The sequence below is a fragment of the Nodosilinea nodulosa PCC 7104 genome (genome assembly GCF_000309385.1).
In the GTDB taxonomy this organism is placed as follows: Bacteria; Cyanobacteriota; Cyanobacteriia; order Phormidesmidales; family Phormidesmidaceae; genus Nodosilinea; species Nodosilinea nodulosa.
Genome location: NZ_JH976537.1, coordinates 5429530 through 5451951 on the forward strand (window position 1 = coordinate 5429530; position 22422 = coordinate 5451951).

Here is a 22422-nt window from a genome sequence, read left to right on the forward strand (position 1 = left end):
TGCAAAACCCCTCCACAAGGCTCAGGCGATCGCGCCCGGCAGAAACGTCTGCCAGGCGCGATTGCGGTAGTTTTGCTTTAGAGAATGGTAGAGAACCCCCCTTTTTAAGCTATCCGTTACGCAAAAGTCGGCCAATGCCATAGCGGACTAGGTTTTGGTCACAAGGCGAGCCCCTTCTAGCATGTAATGGAGCTTGGTGTAGCCGCGCCACAACGTTTTAAGACCCGGTTGACCATCGCTCTTACGGGCTAAAAAGCCTCCCAGTTGGGCAATCCAGAGCATCGCTTGGTGCATTGTTGGCGGTGTTTTAGCACGGCTTTTTGGGGCGAATTTACGACGCAACAACCGCCACTCCTCGGGCTGTAGGATCGCGTCGCAGGAGGCCTCTGGAGTCAGACGGGCCTGATAGGTCATCGACATCAGTCGCCAAGCGACGATGCTGTAGGTGGCGAGTGCTTTGAGCAATCGGTCTCGGTGTTGCAGTTGCAAGTTTTCGAGTGTGCAGCCGCTTTTAAGGGTGAAATGGAACCGCTCGATCAGCCAGCGATAGCTGTACCACCGCACATACTGGCAGGCTTGAGCATAGCTCTCCAACGGCAACGTGGTTAGGAGTTTCCAGCAAATCGGCTTGCCCCCATCAGCCGGGACACCGATTTCCTCAACCCACAGGGCATTGAGCTCGATGGGCTGTAGCGATGGCTTTTGCCGGGCCAAATACTCCGGTACCGCCAGAGTAACGTGCAAGCCCCGCAGGTGCACCCGCGCGATACGGGCCTCTCGCTGGGGTGTCCGCCGAACCTCAACCTGGAGTTCCCCGAGCACCGGGGCTTGAGATAAGGCGATGAATAGTTTTCCCCACGCTTGTTTGATGCTGCGATTCGTCTTCACCCGAATCAAGAGCTCGCTATTGACCTGGCGGGGTTGGGCAAAGAGCTCAAAGATATCCGCTTCCCGGTCGGCCACCTGCACGAGCTGAACCTGCTCCGATACCTTGGCTTCAGCCGCCGTCAACGTCGTCAGCCAGCGATAGCTTTCTTTCTCCTCTATCGGTTTATGCTGATGTCGCTCTTGAGCCGAGCGGTCTTTCTGTTTTACCGGGGGAACCTCACGCACCCAGGTGTGTTGATGCAGCAGGCCCAGGGGCTCACCTGCTCCGCTGACCGCAAAACAGTTATGAACTTTGATCCCTTGCTGTTGGGTTTGATTGAGATAGCCCAGGCCAGTGGTTTGCGGATGACTCGTAAAATCAAAGTCGGTACTATCTTGAATCGACAACACCGTCTCACAACCTCGGGCTCGGGCGACGGTGCCCTCGCTATGACTGTTGAGAATCGCCTCACTGCTCACCGTAGGGTTTGACCAAAATCGGTAAATGCTCTGCGCTTCGCTACTGGTTTGACTCGCTAACGGCACACTGGCCGTGGGATGTCGGCTCAGTGCCGTTACAATCTTGCGCAGGCGTTTTGCGTGGCGCAGGTCTTGGAAATGACGGGGATTGATGTCTTAGCTCATCCAATCGTTCATGGCTTGGCTGACGGTTACAACGGCTTTTATCTTCCCGCAAATGGTTCCCCAAATGCCCGTCCTGTAACGCTTAGACATATTTGTGCCTAACGGATAGCCTTTTTAAGGGGGGCAGGGGGGATCAGCAGGTGGCTAGAGCTACAGCAGATCGCTCGCCCTTTTGGCCTAGAGCACATCGCCCGACACCGCATCTTTCTTCAGCTCTTGCCTAAAGAGCGTCAGCAGAGAGGGGGTGACGAAAAAGCCGAAGTAAATGCCCAGCAGGCCGGTCACGCCGTGCAGCAAAACGTCAAGCCCGTAGATGGGAAACAGGCCGAAAAAGGTGTTGGCGACAGGCACCAGCCCCAGCAGCGCCAGGGCGGCATAGTAAATGCCCAGCTGCCCAGAAAACAGACGCGCGCTGTCCAGCGAGACGGCGGCGACAATGCCCACCAGCCCGGTGGCAATGTGAAGAATATTGTGGGGAGTGTTGACCGGAAACAGCCCCATTAGATAGCCAAATCCTGACACCACCCCCAGCTGATCGATGTAGGAAGGTAGCCCGTCGGGCTGGGTTAGCAAGGCAGGAATAAAGCCCATAATGCCCATAAACAAATAGACGGTGCCGATGCCTAGCGCGAACTTTTGTGTGAGTTTCATATCAACCTCAAATCAAGTTGGAAATAATTAGCGAAATAAGCAAGTGCAGTTGAGCCTGACTTAGCTTTCAGCGATCGGTTAGCAAACTTTTTTAGCTGGCTTTTTGGCGCTGCTGAACTGGAATAAATAGCCATTTGCTCCTGCGAGAGGCTTTCTTTTAGCTTCATACCTGTTTTCAGCAACCGGCTTTTTTAGCCGAAGCTTGCGGCAGCGTTTTGGTGCAATCTGCCCACGAACTGGCGTCAAAAAGCTAAAGCCTGGCCGCAACTATGTGTGACTCTAACGAGCCTCCGAGCCGTAAACCTCTCTAGAAAGAAATAACCGCTTCTATCTCAGGTGAGAGACGTAATCTCCCCTGCGATCGCCGATAACGATTTTGCCAGCGATAGTTTGCCAGCGATAGAATCTCTTTAGGTGCGGAGATTTGGCTGTCCCTGAAGCATTGGCTCATCGCTGGCCTTTCTCTCGCCGTTGCCAAATCAAACAGACAATGTCAAACAATCGCGCCCGCTGGGCTCAGTTTATTCGGTGGTGCAAATCGCTATTGCCCCCGAGCTATGCCGGGGTAAAGCCCCTGGCTGCGGGGCCAGGCTCCGGTTTACTGCCCTCCCACGGCCAGTGGTCATACCAGACCATTCTCGAAAATCAGGCAGAGCTGATCTGCCTGTACCGGGCAGATACGACGATTCTTTACGCCAATCGGGCCTATCGCCGCTATTTTGGCCTGCCTGAGCGCGATTTAACCAGCCAGAGCTATCAGCCGATAATTTACGAAGCCGATCGCCAGGCCGTCTTCGAGCAGGTAGCCGCCATGACCTGCCACAATCCCCAGGTCACGATCGAAAATCGGGTGGTGGTCGACGGCGAAGTCCGCTGGACCCAGTGGAATAACCACTGCTACTGCGACGATCGCGGCGCCATTGTGGCCTACCAGTCGGTGGGGCGAGATATCACCTCCCTCAAAGCCATCGAACGCGATCTCGGCGCAACGGTGCGGCGCGATCGCGGCCCCACCGACGCCGTGCTTCAGACCGCCGCGTCCCTTCACCAGCGCAATGTCACCCTGGAGCTGCGCCTGGCCGAGAGCACCCACCAGCTCGTGGCCACCAACCAGGCGCTGCGGCGCGAAATTGCCGATCGCCAGGGGGCCGAAGCTCAGCTTCAGGCCAGCGAAGACAGGTTTCGTCAGGCCATCGTCCAGGCGCCGTTTCCGATCATCATCCACGGAGAAGACGGTGAAATTGTGCAGGTTAGCCAGGCGGTGGTAGACATCACAGGGTACGAAGCCAGCCAGCTAAAAACCATCGCAGACTGGACCGAGCTGGCCTACGGGGAGCGCCAGGAGGCGGTGCTACCCGGCATCAGTCGCCTCTACAGCCTCAACCGCCGCATTGACGAGGGGGAATACGAGATTAAAACCAGCAGCGGCGAAAACCGCACCTGGCTGTTTAGCTCTGCCCCCCTCGGCCAGCTCAGCCACGGTCCCCGCCTGGTAATTTCCATGGCTGCCGATGTCACCCAGCAAAAGCAGGCCGAAGCCAACCTGGACCACCGCCTGGGGCAGCAGGCGGTGATCACGCAGCTCAGCCAAATTGCCCTCTCGGGGCTAGATCTGCAAGACCTGTTTGATCAGTCCACCCGGCTGCTGGCCGACAGTCTGACGGTGGACTACGGCAAAGTTTTAGAGCTGCTGCCCGACGGCCAGACGCTGCTGCTGCGGGCCGGGGTGGGGTGGCCGCAGGGCCTGGTGGGAAACGCCACCATCCCCGCCGATCGCAGCTCCCAGGCGGGCTATACCCTGGCCTCCCAGCACCCAATTCTGGTCGAAGACCTGGCCACCGAAACGCGCTTTCAGGGGCCAGCCCTGCTGCTCGACCAGGGCGTGGTGAGCGGCATGAGCACGATCATTCAGGGCAGCGACGACCGGCCCTTTGGGGTGCTCGGGGTCCACTGCACCCGCCGCCGCGCCTTTACCCAGGAGGACGTCAACTTTTTGCAGGCGGTGGCCAACCTGCTGGCCACCGCCATCAGCCGCAAGCAGGTGGAACAGGCGCTACAGGAACTCAATTTGACCCTGGAGGATCGGGTGCGCGATCGCACCCAGGCCCTCGAAGAGGTAAACCGCGAGCTACAGGCCTTTTCCTACTCGGTAGCCCACGATCTGCGGGCTCCGCTGCGGGCGATTCAGGGCTTTGCCCAGGTGCTCCAGGAAGACTACGGCACCCGGCTAGACGACTTGGGCCGAGAGTACATTCGGCGCATGTCGGACTCCGCCGAGCACCTGGACGCGCTGATTCAAGATCTGCTGACCTACAGCCAGCTGGGCCGTACCGAAATTAGCCTGCACCCCGTCAGCCTCAGGGCAGTATTGACCGACCTTGTGCAGGAGCTACAGCCTCTAGCTACGGCCCAGGCCGCTCAGATCACCCTGGCCCCAGACCTGCCCCTGGTCTACGCCCAGCGCAGCATCTTGAGTCAGGTGCTCAACAACCTGATTTGCAACGGGCTGAAGTTTGTTGCCCCAGGGGTGCAGCCCCAGATCCAGATCTGGGCCGAGGCCCGCGAAGCCGACGATGGCCGCTGGGTCAAACTCTGGATTGCCGACAACGGCATTGGCATTGCAGAGCGCCACCGGCAGCGCATTTTCAGACCCTTTGAGCGGCTCCACGGGCTGGATGCCTACCCCGGCACCGGCATTGGTCTCTCCATTGTGGAGCGGGGGATCGAGCGCATGGGCGGCCGCGTCGGCGTTGAGCCGGGGGAACCCCAGGGCAGTCGATTTTGGGTTGAGTTAAAGGGTTAGGCAGCCAAAACAGGCGATAAATCCCCGTATCAGCTGAAAGAAGACAGGGATGTCGCCCTGGAGTACGATGTCGTATCCAATATATCCCTCTTTTGTGGGATGATCATGGCGCTTAAATAAGGTAGCAAGGTTCTCTCCAAAGCCTGAAGCCTGCTGCCCGGTGTGGTGCACTGTGCCCGATTGGCGTTTTTTTATCTGTCGCAGGTTTCTGCCTGCCGCCCTAGAGCTAGCCAGCCAGCCCCAGGGTTCTAATATCCGCTGCGGATGACGTTGTTTAGCGACCCTATGCCCTATTCCCCTAACCCGCCCGATCGCCCATCCCTCAATCAGGCTGAGCTGCTCAACCATTTGCTGGCTTCTCTGCCGGAGGAGGTCTACGATCGCTTAGCTCCCCACCTGAGAAAAGTAGAGTTAGACCTGGCCCAGGTTTTGTATGAGCCGGGGGAACCCATGGGCACCGTTTATTTTCCTAACCAGTGCATGGTTTCTCTGGTGCAGGTGATGGAAAATGGCGCCACCATTGAAGCTGGGGTGGTCGGCAATGAGGGCCTGGTGGGGTATCCTGCCTACCTGGGCGGGCAGTCTAGCTCCAGCCGGGCGATCGTGCAAATTGCCGGTAGCGCCATTGCCCTCGACACCCTGGTGCTGCAAGCGGAATTCAATCGCGGTGAGGCGCTGCAATCGCTGCTGCTGCGCTACACCCAGGCCCTGATTGCCCAAATTAGCCAAACCGCCGCCTGCAATCGGTTTCACCCCATTGAAGAACGCCTGGCCCGCTGGCTGTTGCAGTCTCAAGATGCCATTCAGGAGTCTACCCTGGAGCTAACCCAGGATTTTTTGTCCAGCATGTTGGGCACTCGCCGGGCCAGCATTTCTTTGGCAGCGGGTAAATTGCAGCAGGCAGGGCTAATTCACTACAACCGGGGATGCATTCAGGTCTTAGATCGCACCGCTTTAGAAGCTGTGGCCTGCGAATGCTATAGCGTTGTCCAAACCGAGTACGCGCGACTTTTGAAGGGTTGAGGTGCGGTGTTGTGGGCTGTGGGGGAGTGGGGGCAGGGGAGATGGGGGAGATGGGGGAGCCTTAGGGTGGGTGAAGGGCCAGAGAAACCCAACGAGACCATCACTGGTGTTGGGTTTCGCTTCGCTCAACGCCAACCTACATTGGGCCGACATCAGAACTTTTGGCAGTCAATCAGGGCGAAAGCTATACGGCTGGACGAAAATTAAGCCATCATGCCAAATCCCCTGGCTTGCTAGGCCCCCTGTCCCCTCGCGATCGCCAATAGTGAATAAAGTTATGCCGCAGCCCCCTGGTCGAGCTATGTTCGCTACCGTATTGAAAGACTTTATTGGCTATGGCAATTTTAAGGTAATTAAAATCAGCTTTAAAATAAATCAGCTTTAAACCAGTGTAAATTCGGATCGCTCACTATCTTTTATAACCAGGGTTTGTTCCCGGCTCTCAGGTTTTACACCCCGTGCCTACGACGGGTATAACCTGATTTTTTCAAAAGTAAAACCTTAGCTCACAGAGGCGTCCTGGTGCGTGATGAGTGTTAAAAATTACAGTATTTTGCTGGTTGAGGACGACTCTAACGATATTTTGCTGATCCAGCGGGCTTTTCGGCGGGTCAATTCCGGCATGCCCATTCACATCGTTCAGGACGGCGATGCGGCTATCGACTACCTGACGGGGGCTGGAGAATACGCAAACCGCGATCGCTATCCCCTGCCCGCCCTGATTTTGCTGGATCTCAAGCTGCCGCGCCGCTCCGGCACTGAGGTGCTGGAATGGGTCAGGCAGCAGGAAGCCATCAAGCGCATTCCCATCGTTATTTTGACCTCGTCGCGAGAGCGCCTGGATGTCGATCTCTCCTACGACCTGGGGGTCAATTCTTACCTGGTTAAGCCCGTCAGTTTTGACGTTTTGTCTGAAATGATGACGGCGCTATATACCTACTGGTTCAGGTTAAACGAGTACCCGTCTGCCTTAATGCCAAGTTAAGTTTGGACTTTAACCCGGAGTAAATTGGCGGCCTGCGGTGACTTTAACCGCGCCCCATCTCCGCTGCTGTGGGTGCTAGCCTGCACAGGGGGTGGCCTGCGCCGCTGGGTTTTTATCTGTACGGTATCGTTTAAATGAACCACCACCTATAGCCCTGAGTGTTATGGCGCTAGCCCAGCCGCTACGGCGAGTTTTGTTGATAGACGATAACCCCGACGATCGCCTGCTGGCAGCCCGAGAACTCAGGCGGGCGTTTTCGGGCCTGCAAATTCGGGAGGCGGCAACCTGGGATCAGTTTAAGCAGGCCCTGGCCGAGGGCGAGACCGAAAGTGGGTTTGATCTGGTGATTACCGACTACGATCTGCGCTGGTCTACGGGGCTAGACGTGCTGAGGGCTGTTAAGCATCGGTTTTCGGACTGGCCAGTGATTATGTTTACCGACTCCGGCTCCCAGGAAGTGGCCGTGGAGGCCATGAAGGCCGGGCTAGATGACTACGTGCTGAAGTCGCCTAAGCACCTGGTTCGCCTCAGCCAGGCGGTGCGGACGGTGTGGGAAAATGCCCAGGTGCGCCGCCGCGCCTCGGACCTGGAGCTGCGCCTCAAATTTTTGCTCAATGAGCTGAACATGGGCGTGTTTCGCACCACGGAGGAGGGCCACCTGCTGGAGGCCAGTGACGGCCTGCGGCAGCTGCTAAAACTGGCCAACATCGACGATGTGCAGGACTTTTTTCGGCACCATTTGCCCTCTAAGGCCCTCGACTGGGCGGGGCAGCCCCAGCAAAATCGGGAAATTGAGCTGACCGACGCCAGCGGTGGCTCCCTGTGGCTAAAGGTCCATGCCACCCGGGTGGAGGTGCAGGGGCAACCCGTGATTGAGGGCCTGGTGAGCGACATAACCGACCAAAAGGCGGCGGCGATCGAGCTGCGATCGCTCAACCAAAGCCTGGAGCAGCGGGTCGCCCAGCGCACGGCACGGCTGGAGCGGCTGAACAAAGAGCTAGAGCTGTTTGCCTTTTCGGTCTCCCACGACCTGCGATCGCCCATTCGGCAGATCGATGGCTTTGCGAGCCTGCTCCGGCAGCAGCTCCAGGCGCTGGGGTCCGCCCCCATCAAAGGGCACGACGAGGGGCACGACGAGGGGCACGACACCATCGGCCACTACCTGGAGCGGATCTTGACCCTAACCGCTCGGGCCGGGCAGATGCTCGACGATCTGCTTCAGTTTTCCCGTACGGGGCAGGCCGAAATGGTCTACGTCCCCGTCACCATGACTCGCCTGGTGCAGGAGGTGCTGCGGCAGCTCGAACCCGCCCTGGGGGAGCAGACCATCGCCTGGCAGATCGAGCCGCTGCCCTCGGTGTGGGGCGATCGCAGCCTGCTGCGCAACGTCTGGCAAAATCTGATCGAAAACGCCGTCAAATACACCCGCGATCGCGATCGGGCCACCATTCACATCGGCAGCACCCCCGGCGACGGCGAAACCATTTTCTATATCCGCGACAACGGCATCGGCTTTGCCATGGCCGAGGCCAAAAACCTGTTTGGCCTGTTTCAGCGCTTGCCCAATGCGGCGGGCTTTGAGGGCACCGGCATTGGCCTGGCCAACGTGCAGCGAATCGTCCACCGCCACCAGGGCCAGCTCTGGGCCGAGGGGCAGCCCGACGTCGGTGCCACCTTCTACTTTTCCATCCCTGACGGTGGGCCACCCGACGGTGGGCCAGAGGCAGCGGCCTTTTCTGCCGAGTCGGCATCTATGCCCTAGGGCAGTGAAAAAAATTTGGGGTCTGAGCCTAGGATAATTGTAAAAATTTTCTTTAGCATTTCAGCGCTGCAAAGCCATTTAACCAGCCCCTTAAAATTAAAATGTCATTATCCAAGCCCACCCCTGCGCAGGCCAGCTCCCCGGCGGCTGAACTGCGAATTTTAATCCTAGAAGACGACCCGATCGATTTAGAACTAATTGAAACCACCCTCAAGCGGGGCGGCATTGACGGTGCCCTGGTTAAAGTAAGCGATCGGCAGGGGTTTGTAGAGCAGCTAAACACCAGCGTTCCAGACCTGATTTTGGCCGATTTTGTTTTGCCCAGCTTTGACGGGGCGTTGGCTCTAGAGCTGGCTCAGTCGGTGTGCCCCCAGGTGCCGTTCATTCTGGTGTCGGGGGTGATGGGGGAGGAGCAGGCGATCGAGGCCCTCAAGCAGGGGGCAACGGACTACGTTTTAAAGCAGCGGCTGGGCCGACTGGTGCCCTCCGTCAGGCGGGCGCTGCGGGAGAGTCGTGAGCGCCGCGAGCGCGAAACCGTAGCCAAAGCCCTGCGCGAAACCGATGATTTGCTGGGGGCGATTGTCGATGCTTCCCCGGTGGGCATTATCACCCTGACCCGCCAGCAGCGCGTTATGACCTGGAACTCGGCGGCGGAGACCCTGTACGGCTATCCAGCGGAGGCCGTGGTCGATCGCCCCTTGGACCTCACGGCGGCGGCGCAGCGGGAGACGTTTGACCGCTGCTTTACCCAGGCGCTGCAAAATAAAACGCTCCTCAACCAGGAATTTCAGCACCTCAAGCAGGACGGCACGCCGATTGAGGTGAGCCTGTCTCTGGCGCCCCTCCACGACGCCGACAACGCCGTGTATGGCGTTGTCATGACGGTATTTGACATCACCGTGCGCAAGCAGATCGAAACCCAGCGGCTGAATCTGCTCAAGCAAGAAAGCTCTGCCCGAGCGGCGGCGGAGTCGGCCAACCGCATCAAAGACGAATTTTTGGCCGTGCTCTCCCACGAGCTGCGCACCCCGCTCAACGCCATTGTGGGCTGGATTAGCCTGATTCAGCGGGGCAACCTCAAGCCCGAGGTGTTTCAGCGCGCGATCGACACGATCGCGCGCAACGCCGCCGCCCAGACCCAGCTGATCGAGGACCTGCTCGATCTGTCGCGGATTGTGCGCGGCCAGGTCACCCTGGCGATTCAGCCGGTGAATCCGGTAACGCTGGTGCAGGCCACCGCCGAGACGCTGCGCCCGGCGGCGGCGGCCAAATCTCTGGTGGTCGCGCTTGAGGCTGATGAGCGGGTTGCGCCGATTTTGGCCGACCCCAACCGACTCCAGCAAATTTGCTGGAATCTGCTGTCCAATGCGATCAAATTTACCCCGGCGGCGGGGCAGGTGGTCGTGCGGGTGGGGGCCAGCCAAAATCAGCTCCAGATCCAGGTGGCCGACTCCGGCATCGGCATTGACCCGGACTTTCTTCCCTACGTATTTGACCATTTTCGCCAGGCCGACGGCTCCTCCGTGCGCACCCAGGGGGGCCTGGGGCTGGGGCTGGCCATCACCCGCCGCCTGGTAGAACTCCACGGGGGCACCGTCCAGGTGCACAGTGCCGGGCTGGGCCAGGGTTCTACTTTCACCGTTTTGATTCCCATGCGGCTGGCCCCCAAGGCGCCCCCGGCGACGCCCCCGGCCCCCGACGACGGCCTCAGTCTGCGGGGCGTCAAGGCGATCGTGGTGGACGACGAAGCGGATGCCCGCGACCTGCTGACCGTGATTTTGGAGCAGCGGGGGGCCGAGGTCGAAAGCGCCAGCACCGTCTACGAAGCCTTTCAGCTGCTAGAGCACTTTCACCCCGATGTAATTATCAGCGACATTGGCATGCCCAATGAAGACGGCTACAGCTTTTTAGAAACCGTGCGATCGCTGCCCAATACCCCCCTCAGCCAGGTGCCCGCGATCGCCCTGACCGCCTACGCCCGCGAGGAAGACCGCCACCACGCCCGCCGCGTCGGCTTCGAAAACCACATCTCAAAACCCTTCGACCCAGCCGATGTCGTCCACGCGGTTTACCAACTGACCAATGCGCCGTAGCTCTGCGGTGTTCTGATGCGAGCCTGGGCCGCGATCGCGATCGCCCTTAGAGAGCGTTCCAACGCTCGAGCGTCTCTGGCTGCCCCAGTACTCCAAGGCTGCAATATGCCGACTATTCCAGCTCGCTTGGCTCCCTAGCTCCCTCGCGATTGACAATAGTCATCCCACCTGTGCCGCAGTCTACTAGCTTGAGTGACGCTGGCCACGGGCGGGCTATGGCTAGATTGCCGAAATTCAAACTGTATCCACTGGTTTTGGCGTTTTATGTCCTCTGTTTATGCCCTCTGGCAGAGCCCTGGACCAGGGGCGAGTGTGTAGCCTGATGTGAAGTTTCTCTTAGGACAAAAAATCCCATGAAGTTGACCCATCTCTTGGCGCTGCCTCTTCTGCTGGGCGTGTCGTTTATTAGTTTTGCCTGCGGAGCAGACAACGACACCGAAACTGAGCAGGTAAACCCGGCCCAGCCTGGGCAAATGGAAGGCGACCAAATGGAGCAGCCCGGTCAAATGAACGACAACCAGACCGAAGAGCCTGGTCAAATGAACGACAACCAGATGGAGCAACCCGGACAGACCGGCACCGACAACTAGGGCGCGGCTCACTCCTTTTGATTGGATTGATTTAGATCGCCAAACTTCTGGGAACGTTTGAACGTTCAAACGTTCCCAGGATAATGGTTCCACCGAAATAGCTACAGCCGTAGGACCAGGTGTGGCCCCGCTGTACCGAACGACGCTTACCCCAAGAATGCACCATGAGCCCTAGGCAAATATGGCGGCTGCTAACGGCGGCTTTTCAACAGTGGAATCGGGATAAGGCCTCGCGGCTGGCCGCTGCGCTGGCCTACTACACGCTTTTTTCCCTGGCGCCGCTGCTGATTCTGGTAATTGCGATCGCCAGTCTCTTTTTCGATAGCGCCACCGTGCGCGAGCAGCTGATGGGGCAGGTGGAATCTTTAGTTGGCGGCACCAGCGCCGACTTTGTGCGCACGGTGCTCGACAATGCCAATCGCCCCGGCGGCGACTCCGGCTGGGTGGCCTCCATTATCAGCCTGATTCTGCTGGTGGTGGGGGCTACGGGGGTGCTAACCCAGCTCCAGCTCTCGCTCAACACGATCTGGAATGTGGAAGTGCGCCCCGATGTCGGCATTATGGACCTGGTGCGCAAGCGGCTGCTATCGCTGGGCATGATTTTGGTGATTGGTTTTTTGCTGCTAGTCTCCCTGGTGGTGAGCTCGGTAATTGCGGGCCTGTCTAACTATCTGCACACCCTGGCGCCGGGGCTAGATTCCCTGGTTCAGCTACTCAATTTTGTGGTCTCCTTTGGCATTACCACCGTACTGTTTGCGCTGATCTTTAAGTACCTACCCGATGTCCTAATCACCTGGGGCGATGTCTGGTTTGGGGCCGCAACCACCGCAATTTTGTTTTCCCTGGGCAAATTTTTGATAGGCCTCTATTTGGGCCACAGCAGCTTTGGCTCCTCCTACGGGGCCGCCGGTTCGGTGATTATTTTGCTGGTGTGGATTTTTTACTCGGCCCAGATTTTGTTTTTTGGCGCCGAGGTGACTCAGATCTACGGTCGCCGGTTTGGGTCGCAGATTCAGCCCAACAAGTATGCCGTCAGCCAGGATGCTGACCCTCTGCCGTAGGAGGCTGCGGTATGGGTTTATTGACTGTTGCGATCGCTGGGGGCAGGGGGGCAGGGGGGCCAGGGAGCCAGACTAACTCTGTAGGTTGGGTTGGAGCGCCAGCGGAACCCAACAAAGGCTTGCTGCGGTTGGGTTTCACTTCGTTGTACTCAACCTACACGAACCCTAATTTTTAAGTCCGACGCTGCACTAAATACCGATCGCGTTCTCTACCCCCCCAAGACCCATGCCCTGGAGCTACAGCGACTACCCCGCCTCGATGAAAAACCTCACCACCGAGGTGCGCCACAAGGCTATCGATATTGCCAACGCCCTGCTGGAGGAGGGCTACGAGGAGGGGCGGGCGATCGCGATCGCCACCGCCCAGGCCGAGAAATGGGCCGAAAACCGCGACAAACCCGCCAAGCAGTGACCCCCGCGCTAATGGATAGCGCGGGGGCTTTGTCGGCTCTGCTTTTGGGAAAATGCCGACTTTAATGCCAGTCGGCAATCGTTGGAAAGCTCCGCCCTGGGGGAAGCTCTGCCCCTAGCCCAGCAGCTTGCGCAGGTAGTAGTCCACATCAAAGGGGCCACCTTTAACGGTAGATACCCGGCCGTTGCCGTTGCCCTTGTGGTGGTCTAGCTGGGCCACCATCTCTTTAAATCGGCGCGGGTCGCCCTCGGAGGGCGCGCTGTGGTGGTCCTGAGCGTGGTACCGCTTGGCCATGATAAACCGCCAGTCGGGCTTGCCCGTCCAGCCCAGCTTGCGCTCGTAGTACTCTCGCCCATAGCGGGGGGTGGCCAGGGCGGCGGGGCGGGGGTCCTGGCGGCGGCGCTGGTAGGGCACAATGTCGTCGCCAAAGTTGCGCAAATACTCTTCGCTGTCGAGCAGCGCATCGACAAAGCCGTGAAAGCCGAGGGTTGAGGTTTTCACAGACCAGGCAATCTCTTCATCCTGGTTGAACGGTTGGCGGCCCAGCAGGCGCACAAAGCAGACATGCACCAGCCGGTAGCAGTTGTTGGTAGACACCACTAGCTCGTAGAAGCGGGGCGACTTGGCCAGCCCCCGAATAAAGTCTCGCACCGATATGGCGCGATCGCGCAGCAGCGACTCCAGGCTTTTGTCGCGGTTGAACTGAAGAATTTCGTTCTCGCTAAACACCTGCCGATAGGCCGACCAGATAATCGCGTCGATCTCGTCGGCATCGCTGTTGCTCAGCAGTCGATGCACATCCCTGGCGCTCTCGTTGAGGTGGTTGACGCCAAAGTCTCGGACCCGATTGTTTTGGGTCGTGGGCCGGTAGGCAAACAGAGGTAAAGCCATAGTTTTTCTCGCTTAGGGAACAAAGGGGCAAATGCCAGCGGCACATGCCCTGGAAAAGTTGATGCCACGGACGCAACAATTTGGCCTAGCGGTAGTTGCCAACGCCGCTGCCGCTGTTGGGCACCGAGCTGAGCTGCCCCATGCGCTGAAGGGTTTCGCGATCGCGCAGCAGCAAAAATCCGTAGAATACCTTGGCCGTAATATCGAGCAGCATAATCAGCAGCGATTCCACCCCAGTGCCGTAGAGCCCCACGCCCTTTTGGCCTAGAATCCACACGATGGGGTAGGCCCAAAAGTAAATCGAAAAGACGGTAAACACCAGGTTGAACAGATTTTTGACATCGTAGTGCTGGCGCATCGCCGAGGTGCGCACGGCCCCCAGCAAAATCACAAAAATGGCCACCTCAAACATACAGCTGACGATGTACCAGACATAGCGTTCTGGGGCAAAGGAGAACGCCGCAATTGCGCCGGTAATAATCATCAAAACGTCGGACATAATGATGCCTGCAATCATGGTGCCCCGCACCTTCGACAGGCGGCAAATACTAAATAAAATTAGTGGGGTTGTAACGATCCAGTCGCAGTAGCGAGCCCAGTAGATGTGGCGCACTCCCTCCGCCGCCAGGTCGGTATTTTGCAGCGTAATTTCTCCCTGCCCCATGGCCATGGCCAGGTAGGCGCAGGCCGCTACCGTCGTCACCGTAAAGTGAACAATGTAAAACTCCTCCCAGCTCTGGCGTTTGGCATTCCAGGCGCCCAGGCCAAAGACAATAGAGCCGAACGCCAAAATGCCGCAGCCGACCCAAAACGAAACTTGTGAAAGTAAATTCATGCCCTTAAATTCTCCCGGCTTAGGTTATTTCGGGTTTCAATCTAAGCCACAAATCTAAACGGCTCATCTAACCTGAGCCAGGTCGTTGAGTCTTTCTGGCGACTAAAAAATATTTCACTCTTATTTTATTTTGCGCCAGCTTATTGACCAGGAAAAATTATTTTCTTGATCTAGTTTTTCTATATTAATTTATATTAATCTATGAAATTTAATCTATGAAATTTACTGCGGCTTGAAAAGTCTCTCTCAGGGTATAGCCAATTTTTCATGATGATTTTATTTCCTTGATTAAGAGTCATTTAAGAATGATTTGGCTTGGCTTTTTGCTGCGATCATTTTGTCTGCGCCCCGCCTCCACCCGCCGCAAGCAAAAGAGTAAATTCGGTATATTGTGCTAAAGAACCTACAGCGACCCCACAATATTCCATGCGACTGCTGCTAGTTGAAGATGAGCCCGATTTAGGGGCAGCTCTAAAACAGGTTTTGCGCCATGAGGCCTACGTGGTGGACTGGTTTTTAGACGCCAGTCAGGCCTGGAACTATCTGCAAGCCGAAGGGGCTACCTACACCCTGGCCGTGATTGACTGGATGCTGCCCGGCATGTCGGGGCTGGAGCTGTGTCGGCGGTTTCGCAGCCTTGAGGGCAACACCCAGGCTCCATCGCCCTACCAGTCGGTGCCGATTTTGATGCTGACCGCCCGCTCCGACCTGTTCGACAAAGTGATTGGCCTCGATGCCGGGGCCGATGACTATTTGACCAAGCCCTTTGGCATGCCGGAACTGCTGGCGCGGCTGCGGGCTCTACGGCGGCGATCGCCGCAGTTTCAGCCGCGCCAGCTGCGGGTGGGTGGGCTCACCCTCAACTACGGCACCCACAGCGCTTCGGTCGCAGGCTCCAATGGTGCCTCCCAAACCGTTGCCCTCACTATCAAAGAATTTCAGCTGCTGGAATATTTCATGCGGCACCCCAGCCAGATCGTGACCCGCGATCAGCTTTTGGGCCAGGTGTGGGATATGGGCTCAGACCGGGGCAGTAACGTAGTGGCGGCGCAAATGCGGCTGCTGCGGCGCAAACTCAGCGAAATCGAACAGGCCCATCTGGTTGAGACCGTCTACGGGGTGGGATACCGCTTTAACAGTGTCGCCTCCGCCTAGTAGACTGCGGCGTAAGTATGGGGACTATTGCCAGTCGCGAGGGAGCGGGGGAGCGAGGGAGCCAAGCGAGCTGGAATAGTCGGCATATTTCCGTCTTCGAGTATTAGTGCCGTCTCCGCCCGGTGCCGCAGCCGATCGCGCCAGGCCCCGCCGTCATCCCCAGGCTCTAACCCCAGGGGGGATGACCGCAAACCGCAGCCGACTAGGCTAGGGGCAGCGACGTTTACACTGGCCCAGCCACATTCGGCCCATGATCAAGTACAGCCCTCTGTTCCACCGCACCCGGCTCAAGCTGGCGGGCACCTATGCCGGGGTGATGGGCTGCCTGCTGGGGCTGTGCGGGCTGGGGCTGTACCAGGTGGTGGTGCACGATTATCGCGAAAGCATCGATCAGGGGCTGGAGTCCGTTGCCGGAGCGATTCGAGATGCCATTGAGCCCCACCTGGACCACACCGAGGCCTGGCAGCAGGTGTCCAGGCAGTTTTCCCTCACCCTGTGCACCCCAGAGCAGACCTGCGCCGTTGCCGCCAGCGACCTAGACCCGCTGGTTAAGGCGGCCAGCCCCGTCAACTACTATCTGCGGCTGCTCAACCTCCGCAACCGGCCGATCGCCCTGGGGGGCAGCAACCTGGAGCGCATTCCCCAGACTTCGGGGACGGTATATTTGCAAACCCTGACGAATTCCTCTGGCCTGCGTTTTCGGCAGATTTCCCTGCCGCTGAGCCACAACGGCTACCGCTGGGGCTACGTGCAGGTGGGGCGATCGCTAGTCGATTTTGACCACCATCTGCACAGTTTGCGGTGGTCGTTGCTGCTGGGCCTGCCCCTGGTGGTAGCCCTGATTGCCGGCTCTAGCTGGTGGCTGTCGGGGCTGGCCATGCGGCCCATGTACGCCTCCTATCGCCAGATGCAGCAGTTTACCTCCGACGCCGCCCACGAGTTTCGCACGCCGCTGACGGCAATGCGATCGACCATTGAGGCAGTGCAGCAAACCCATCTGCGCCAGGCCTGCTGCCCAAACCATCCCCTGGGAGAGGTGGCCAAGGTGCTGGAGGTGCTCCAGCGCCAGAGTATGCGGCTATCGCAACTGGTCAACGATCTGCTGCTACTGGCTAGCATTGAGCACAGAGAACCCATCGACTATTCCCAGCCCTGCGAGCTAGATGACATTATCCGCGACCTGATTGAAGAGCTGGCGTTTTTAGCGGTGCAGGCTCGGGTGAGTTTGACCCTGGCCCCGCCAGAGGGGAGCGAGGCCGGTTTAGCCGAGGGGGTGACGGTTCCCCTGAGGGTTTTGGGCCACGAAGATCAGCTCTATCGCCTGTTTTCTAATTTAATTATCAACGGCATTCAGGCAACTGCGCCGGGGGGGTACGTCACCGTGGCCCTCAGCCGCGTCGACCAGAGGGCGGTGGTTCAGATCAGCGATACCGGGGCTGGCATTGACCCCACGGATTTGCCCCACCTGTTTGATCGGTTTTATCGGGTTCACCAAGACCGATCGCGGGATACGGGCGGATCTGGCCTGGGCCTGGCGATCGCCCGCGCGATCGTGCAGGCCCACCAGGGCAGCATTCAGGTGCGCAGCACCCCCGGCCAGGGCAGCCAGTTTATCGTGCGCTTGCCCATCGACTGAATTAGCTAAATTGAAAAAAGTAGCGCCCCAGGACCCAAAATGATATTCCTCATTTTTCTGAATCAAAAACGCCGCTCAAAAGGGGCTAAAGCAGATTTTCAGGGCAAAACCATCCACTGGCCACGATGAAATTTCCGTGAATTCTTGGCTCTGCCTATCAGCTATGGGCACCGTATTCCCCTGGCTAGAGGCGTATTTTTTGAGTTCTCTATACAGTGCGGTTAGCGTTATCTTGCCCCCAAAGAATTTAAAGTTATGGAAAACATTCATCCGCTATTTGTACATTTTCCCATCGCGCTGCTGCTGACCGGCTTGCTGCTGGATGGCCTTGGCTTTGTGCTGAAGAAATCGGCGCTGTCTACGGCTGGCTGGTGGTGCTTTGGCCTGGGCGTTCTGTCGGCGGTGGTTACCGTGTTTACCGGCATGCAGGCGGAATCCACCGTCAGCCTCGGCCCAGAGGCCTCAGAGGTGCTGGAGAAACACGAGCATTTTCAGCTCTACTCCACCGTCGCTTTGGTGGGGCTGCTCATCTGGCGCTGCATCCGGTGGCGGCTGGTGCCCCCCCTGGCCAGCGTTTATTTTGTGGTCACCATTCTGGCCGTGGGAGCTATTGCCTGGGGTTCCCACTACGGCGGCATGCTGGTGTATGAGTATGGTGTCGGTACCGCTGTGCATCCCGAGCAGCCCCAGGGCGACACCCCAGAGCAGAGCGCTCTGCCGCCCGCCGCTGCCCCAGCGATCGCAGGATAGTACTCGAAGGCTGAAATGTATGGCTGTGGCCTGTTTGGTTAAAACATGTCTTCTATGAACGTTTGAGCGTTTGAGCGTTTGAGCATTCATAGGGTTTTTGGATGTCTTAACCAACGTGGCTATGGCTATATTCAGCGTTTTGGCGCGCCTGGCTCCCTAGCCCCCCTGCCCCCTAGCCCGCAGAAATAGTCCCTAAACTTCAAACTTCCCTTCCGCCAATCTAGACGGCGGAACTCTCCGGCGGCTGCGGCTTAGAGAGGGCCTGCAATTCCTCCCAGGAGTAGTGTCTGGGCAGCTCGACGGGTTTGGGGTCAGCGCCCAGGCCCAGGCTGGGCTGGGTTTCTTGCAGCAGTTCGGTGGTCAGGCTGGCGGCCTTGCTGCCGGCGATCGCTCCGGCGACGCCGCCTACCACCGCACCCAGATTGCCCTTTACCGATTTGCCCAGGGCGGCTCCGGCGATCGCGCCGCCCACCACTCCAACCTCCCTGGCGATCGGCTGGGAGGGAGCGGGCTGCTGGTTTGGGGTCTGGTTGGGGTCGGTCATGGGAGTCTCCTTAGGTCAGCTGTTTGGCCAGGTGGTCGCCCACCCGCAGGGCATTGGCCATGATGGTCAGGGTCGGGTTCACCCCCGAGTTGGAGGGAAAAAAGCTGCCATCGACGACGTAGAGGTTGTCGACATCGTGGGTGCGGCAGTGCAGGTCGAGCACCGAAGTCTGGGGGTCGCGGCCAAACCGGCAGGTGCCGCACTGGTGCCCCACCGACTGCAGCGGCATGCGGCTGCGGGGGTAGAGGCTAAAGGGCAGCACGTGCTCGGCCCGGCGATCTATGGCCTTGAGCACCGAGGTCCAGCGGTGGATGAGGCGATCGGCGGCTTCGGTGTTGTTGGGGGTGTAGTCGAGGTGAAGGGCACCATCGCTCACTCGCACGCGGTTGTTGGGGTCGGGCAGGTCTTCGGTTTGCAGCCACCAGCCCACCGCTCGCTCGGCCAACAGGTGCCGCTCCTGGTGGGGCAGCAGCTTTACCACGGGGGCCATCAGCGGCGGCGCTTCCGCCGGAATCATATCGGCCAAAATATTGCCGGTGTTTTGCACCATGCCCATGGGGTAGGGGTAGTCGGGCTCGCCCCAGTAGAAATCGTTGACAGCGATGGTCTTTTGAAAGCTGGCGTGGTTCACCTCCGGGTGCATGGCCACCAGGGCGGTGGCGAGGTGCTTCATCACGTTGCGCCCCACCTGGTCGGAGCTGTTGGCCAGCCCGTTGGGATGCTGGTCACTGGCCGATCGCAGCAGCAGCGCCGCCGAGTTGATCGCCCCGCAGGCCACCACCACAATGTCCGCCGCAAAGTGGCGAATCTCGCCCCGCACGTCGGTTTCGACCTCGGTGACCTGCCGACCAGACCCATCGGTGTGCAGCTTTAGCACTTTGGCCCCGGTCAGCAGCGAGACGTTGCTGTAGGCGGCCTGCATGGGGCGAATCGCGTTTACCTCGGCGTCGGCCTTGGCCCCCACCAGACAGGGGTAGCCGTCGAAGGTGTCGCAGCGAATGCAGGGGCTTTGGGTGCGATCGCGCTCATTTAGCTTCATCCCCAGGGGCAAATGAAACGGGTAGTAGCCCAGCTCGCGAATGCCGTCGGCAATGGTCTGCATATCCGGCTCGTGGCTGACCGGCGGGTAGGCGTAGTCGGCGCTGGCGGGTGGCTCGGTCGGATCGTCGCCCCGCCGTCCGTGGACCTCGTAGAGCCGCTCGGCCCAGTCGTAGTAGGGTTCAAAATCGCCGTAGCCCAAATCCCAGGCGGAGGAAACGCCGTGGTGGTGAATCACCTGGGTAAAGTCGCGCTCCCGCAGCCGCAGCAGCGCCGCCCCGTAAATTTTGGTGTTGCCGCCCACCCAGTAGCCGGTCTGGGGCTGAAAGGGTTCGCCGTGGCGATCGAACCAGCGCTCGTCGGTGTGGTAGCGCTCCTTCTGGTAAACCTCCAGGGCGCTCCAGTTCTCCTTTTCGCGGGGTAAAAACTCGCCCCGCTCCAGCACCAGCACGTTTTTGCCGGTCGAGGCCAGCCGAAAGGCCAGGGTGCCGCCCCCCGCCCCAGTTCCAATAATGATGACGTCGTAGCGATCGCTGGCTGCTGTCATAGCGCAAATAAACTGAGAGAGCCTGGGAAAACCGAAACTGGCTTGCCCCATTTAGCTTAAAAAGTTATCCCCCATGGGGCGTCCCTCTTTTGGCGTAGCTTGGCGGACCTATCGATCGCTTGCTTTGTCCCATTGGCAAACTGAGGACAATGCTGGGGATTTTGGGGGCTGGGTGAAACGAAGTGAAGCCCAATATTTATACGCTTTCATGCGTTTTGTTGGGTTCCGCTATTGCTTTATCCAAGCCACAGATTTAAGTGGTTTTAGGGGATGTCTGAAAAGTCCTATTTTTTACAGCCAAAGTGGAGATCCCCTAAATTCCCCACCCTGCGGGAAGCAGCAAGCATCTATAAAACAAATGGGAAATGGGGGACTTTCACCCCCCTTTTTAAGGGGGGCAGGGGGGATCATCAGGGGGCTAAAGCTACAGCAGATCACGCTTCAAACGCCCTCTAATCTGCGCCTCTGGCCTCAGCCTCTGACCTGCGACAGATGCCTGGGCCAGCTCAAAACTTAAGCTGAAACCAAGGCGATCGCCTGGGCGCTGAGGCCTGCCAAATCCCAATATCCTTAACTCAACTATGAACGCCCCCTCTCAAACTCAATCGTCGGCTTCTCAAACCACCGACCAGTCACCCACCCCGCCCACCATCGACTACTGGCACGTCTGGACCGACGGCGATGGCGTCAGCCACCAGTCGCGCTGCCAGATGACCGATTTCAAACTCAAGAGCATTGCCCCCCAGGCCGACCCCCAGTGGATGGGGCAAATGCAGCAGGAGGGCGGCACCGCCACGTTTATGGTGCTGCCCGTAGGCTGGGTGGGCACCTGGCACGAAAACCCCAAGCCCCAGTGGATTGTGCCGCTGTCGGGGCGCTGGTTTGTAGAAACCATGGACGGTCAGCGGGTCGAAATGGGGCCGGGAGAGATCTCCTTTGGCGAAGATCAGAACACCCAGGCCGATGCCCAGGGCCGCCAGGGCCACCTCTCCGGCACCGTAGGCGATGAACCCGCCCGGCTAATGGTCATCCAGTTCGATCAAACCCCCACGATCGCCCAATCTTGCCGATTCAGCTAACCTCCCCCACCTCCCCCATCCCCCCATCGCCCCCATCCCCGCCCCTGACTCACCACCGTTGCCGTCAAAATACAGCCAGCCCCGATCGCCCCGCTGAGCTTCAAACCCTCCCCCAGCAGCAGGATTGAGAAGACCGTGGCAAAGACTGGCTCCAGGGTATAGAGCAGCGCCGCCTCGTGGGCTGGCACCCAGCGCTGGCCCAGGGCCTGCCCCCACAGCGGACCAATGGTGACCACCAGCCCCAAATACATCAGTCCAGGGATGCGATCGCCGATGCCGATGCCCTGGTGCAGCATCTCGGGCATGGCCCACAGCGCCCCCAGCCCCATCACCACCCACACCTGCACGGCGGCCAGCGACAGGGAATTGTGGCGGGGGGCGATCGCCTCCAGCAGCAGGATGTACACCGCGATGCCCACCGCTGAGGCCAGGGTCAGCCCGTCGCCCCGGCTGAGGCCGCCGCCATCCCACGACATCGCCGCCATGCCCAGCACCGCCAGGCCCGCCGTCGCCAAAACTCGGCTCGACAGCCGTTTGCCCAGCAGTACCCCCAGCAGCGGCACCACGATCACGTTGAGGCCGACAATAAACGCCGATCGGCTGGCCGAAATGGTGGACAGCCCCGTCAGCGCAAGCGCCGTTTCCAGAAACAGAATCGTCCCCAGCAGGGCACCGTCCCGCAGCAGCGAGCGGCTGACGCGGCGCAGCCAGGGCAGCAGGGCGATCGCCGCAATGCTGTAGCGAACGGCAATCAACACCGCCGGGTGAACGCTGCCGAGGGTGTCTTTGAGCACGGGAAACGAGGTGCCCCACAGGACGGTCACCAGCAGCAGCAGGGCGATTCCCTTGTGGTGGGGCGTTGAAACTAGAGCGGTCATGGCAGCAACCCATGGGTAGATGGCCCACTCTAGACGACGGGGCGCTGCATTGACCAATCAGAGATCTAAAGGCTTCCATCAGTAAATTTGATGGCAATTTGATGGAACGAGCGCCGCCGCTGCCGCCCAGGTTTGCGACAATTCAAGCACCGGGAGCCGATCGACCAATGGCGCGTT

General features: G+C 59.0%; 20 protein-coding genes. 12 read left to right on the forward strand and 8 right to left on the reverse strand.

Annotation, left to right across the window (positions count from 1 at the left end):
* Nucleotides 1–147: 147 nt before the first annotated feature.
* From LEPTO7104_RS0125145 to LEPTO7104_RS40410, 3 genes are all read right to left on the reverse strand, one after another.
* Nucleotides 148–1500, reverse strand: a complete 1353-nt coding sequence (locus tag LEPTO7104_RS0125145) for an IS4 family transposase (RefSeq protein WP_155523650.1) — start codon at nucleotides 1498–1500, stop codon at nucleotides 148–150.
* A gap of 189 nt (nucleotides 1501–1689) precedes the next feature.
* On the reverse strand, nucleotides 1690–2163 hold the full coding sequence (locus LEPTO7104_RS0125150; protein WP_017301354.1) for a DUF4383 domain-containing protein: 474 nt from the start codon (nucleotides 2161–2163) through the stop codon (nucleotides 1690–1692).
* Entirely contained in the window at nucleotides 2160–2330 is a 171-nt protein-coding gene (locus LEPTO7104_RS40410; RefSeq protein WP_155523771.1) for a hypothetical protein, read from the reverse strand. The genes LEPTO7104_RS0125150 and LEPTO7104_RS40410 overlap by 4 nt, the downstream gene beginning before the upstream one ends.
* Before the next feature lie 323 nt (nucleotides 2331–2653).
* On the opposite strand from LEPTO7104_RS40410, the gene LEPTO7104_RS37360 reads away from it, so the two are divergent.
* The 8 genes from LEPTO7104_RS37360 to LEPTO7104_RS0125195 all read left to right on the forward strand — a co-directional run bounded on the left by LEPTO7104_RS37360 (nucleotide 2654) and on the right by LEPTO7104_RS0125195 (nucleotide 12892).
* Nucleotides 2654–4966, forward strand: coding sequence for a PAS domain-containing sensor histidine kinase (locus LEPTO7104_RS37360; protein WP_017301355.1), 2313 nt, complete (start codon nucleotides 2654–2656; stop codon nucleotides 4964–4966).
* A gap of 285 nt (nucleotides 4967–5251) precedes the next feature.
* The gene (locus tag LEPTO7104_RS0125160; RefSeq protein ID WP_017301356.1) at nucleotides 5252–5989 is read left to right on the forward strand and encodes a Crp/Fnr family transcriptional regulator; all 738 of its coding nucleotides are present in this window, start codon (nucleotides 5252–5254) and stop codon (nucleotides 5987–5989) included.
* A gap of 529 nt (nucleotides 5990–6518) precedes the next feature.
* Complete coding sequence (locus tag LEPTO7104_RS0125170) at nucleotides 6519–6974, forward strand: response regulator (RefSeq protein ID WP_017301357.1); 456 nt, start codon at nucleotides 6519–6521, stop codon at nucleotides 6972–6974.
* A 163-nt stretch (nucleotides 6975–7137) separates the two neighbouring features.
* Nucleotides 7138–8736, forward strand: a complete 1599-nt coding sequence (locus tag LEPTO7104_RS0125175; RefSeq protein ID WP_017301358.1) for a sensor histidine kinase — start codon at nucleotides 7138–7140, stop codon at nucleotides 8734–8736.
* Nucleotides 8737–8837: 101 nt separating this feature from the next.
* On the forward strand, nucleotides 8838–10829 hold the full coding sequence (locus LEPTO7104_RS0125180; protein WP_017301359.1) for a response regulator: 1992 nt from the start codon (nucleotides 8838–8840) through the stop codon (nucleotides 10827–10829).
* A gap of 353 nt (nucleotides 10830–11182) precedes the next feature.
* Nucleotides 11183–11419: a hypothetical protein gene (locus LEPTO7104_RS0125185; protein ID WP_017301360.1), complete on the forward strand. Its 237-nt coding sequence runs from the start codon at nucleotides 11183–11185 to the stop codon at nucleotides 11417–11419.
* A 164-nt stretch (nucleotides 11420–11583) separates the two neighbouring features.
* Complete coding sequence (locus LEPTO7104_RS0125190; protein WP_017301361.1) at nucleotides 11584–12480, forward strand: YihY/virulence factor BrkB family protein; 897 nt, start codon at nucleotides 11584–11586, stop codon at nucleotides 12478–12480.
* 226 nt (nucleotides 12481–12706) lie between these two features.
* Nucleotides 12707–12892, forward strand: a complete 186-nt coding sequence (locus LEPTO7104_RS0125195; protein ID WP_017301362.1) for a DUF2188 domain-containing protein — start codon at nucleotides 12707–12709, stop codon at nucleotides 12890–12892.
* A 114-nt stretch (nucleotides 12893–13006) separates the two neighbouring features.
* Here the strand turns inward: LEPTO7104_RS0125195 and LEPTO7104_RS0125200 are convergent, their stop codons facing one another.
* Entirely contained in the window at nucleotides 13007–13783 is a 777-nt protein-coding gene (locus LEPTO7104_RS0125200) for a phycobilisome rod-core linker polypeptide (protein WP_017301363.1), read from the reverse strand.
* An 85-nt stretch (nucleotides 13784–13868) separates the two neighbouring features.
* Nucleotides 13869–14618: a bacteriorhodopsin gene (locus tag LEPTO7104_RS0125205; protein ID WP_017301364.1), complete on the reverse strand. Its 750-nt coding sequence runs from the start codon at nucleotides 14616–14618 to the stop codon at nucleotides 13869–13871.
* 426 nt (nucleotides 14619–15044) lie between these two features.
* Between LEPTO7104_RS0125205 and rppA the strand changes: the two genes are divergently transcribed.
* The 3 genes from rppA to LEPTO7104_RS37365 all read left to right on the forward strand — a co-directional run bounded on the left by rppA (nucleotide 15045) and on the right by LEPTO7104_RS37365 (nucleotide 18159).
* Nucleotides 15045–15773 (forward strand): two-component system response regulator RppA, encoded by a 729-nt coding sequence (rppA, locus tag LEPTO7104_RS0125210; RefSeq protein ID WP_017301365.1) that lies wholly within the window; start codon nucleotides 15045–15047, stop codon nucleotides 15771–15773.
* Between the two features lie 250 nt (nucleotides 15774–16023).
* Nucleotides 16024–17409 (forward strand): two-component system sensor histidine kinase RppB, encoded by a 1386-nt coding sequence (gene rppB / locus LEPTO7104_RS0125215; RefSeq protein WP_017301366.1) that lies wholly within the window; start codon nucleotides 16024–16026, stop codon nucleotides 17407–17409.
* A gap of 255 nt (nucleotides 17410–17664) precedes the next feature.
* A complete protein-coding gene (locus LEPTO7104_RS37365; protein ID WP_017301367.1) occupies nucleotides 17665–18159 on the forward strand; it encodes a DUF2231 domain-containing protein in 495 nt (164 codons plus the stop codon).
* Nucleotides 18160–18379: 220 nt separating this feature from the next.
* On the opposite strand, the gene LEPTO7104_RS0125225 is transcribed toward LEPTO7104_RS37365, so the two are convergent.
* Nucleotides 18380–18703, reverse strand: a complete 324-nt coding sequence (locus tag LEPTO7104_RS0125225) for a hypothetical protein (RefSeq protein WP_017301368.1) — start codon at nucleotides 18701–18703, stop codon at nucleotides 18380–18382.
* Between the two features lie 10 nt (nucleotides 18704–18713).
* Nucleotides 18714–20288 carry a GMC oxidoreductase gene (locus tag LEPTO7104_RS0125230; RefSeq protein ID WP_017301369.1) on the reverse strand — a complete coding sequence of 525 codons (1575 nt, stop codon included), beginning with the start codon at nucleotides 20286–20288 and terminating at the stop codon, nucleotides 18714–18716.
* A 581-nt stretch (nucleotides 20289–20869) separates the two neighbouring features.
* On the opposite strand from LEPTO7104_RS0125230, the gene LEPTO7104_RS0125235 reads away from it, so the two are divergent.
* A complete protein-coding gene (locus tag LEPTO7104_RS0125235) occupies nucleotides 20870–21367 on the forward strand; it encodes a cupin domain-containing protein (protein WP_017301370.1) in 498 nt (165 codons plus the stop codon).
* Here LEPTO7104_RS0125235 and LEPTO7104_RS0125240 read toward each other — a convergent pair.
* Nucleotides 21364–22245, reverse strand: a complete 882-nt coding sequence (locus LEPTO7104_RS0125240) for a DMT family transporter (RefSeq protein ID WP_017301371.1) — start codon at nucleotides 22243–22245, stop codon at nucleotides 21364–21366. The two genes, LEPTO7104_RS0125235 and LEPTO7104_RS0125240, sit on opposite strands and share 4 nt — an antisense overlap.
* Nucleotides 22246–22422 lie beyond the last annotated feature (177 nt).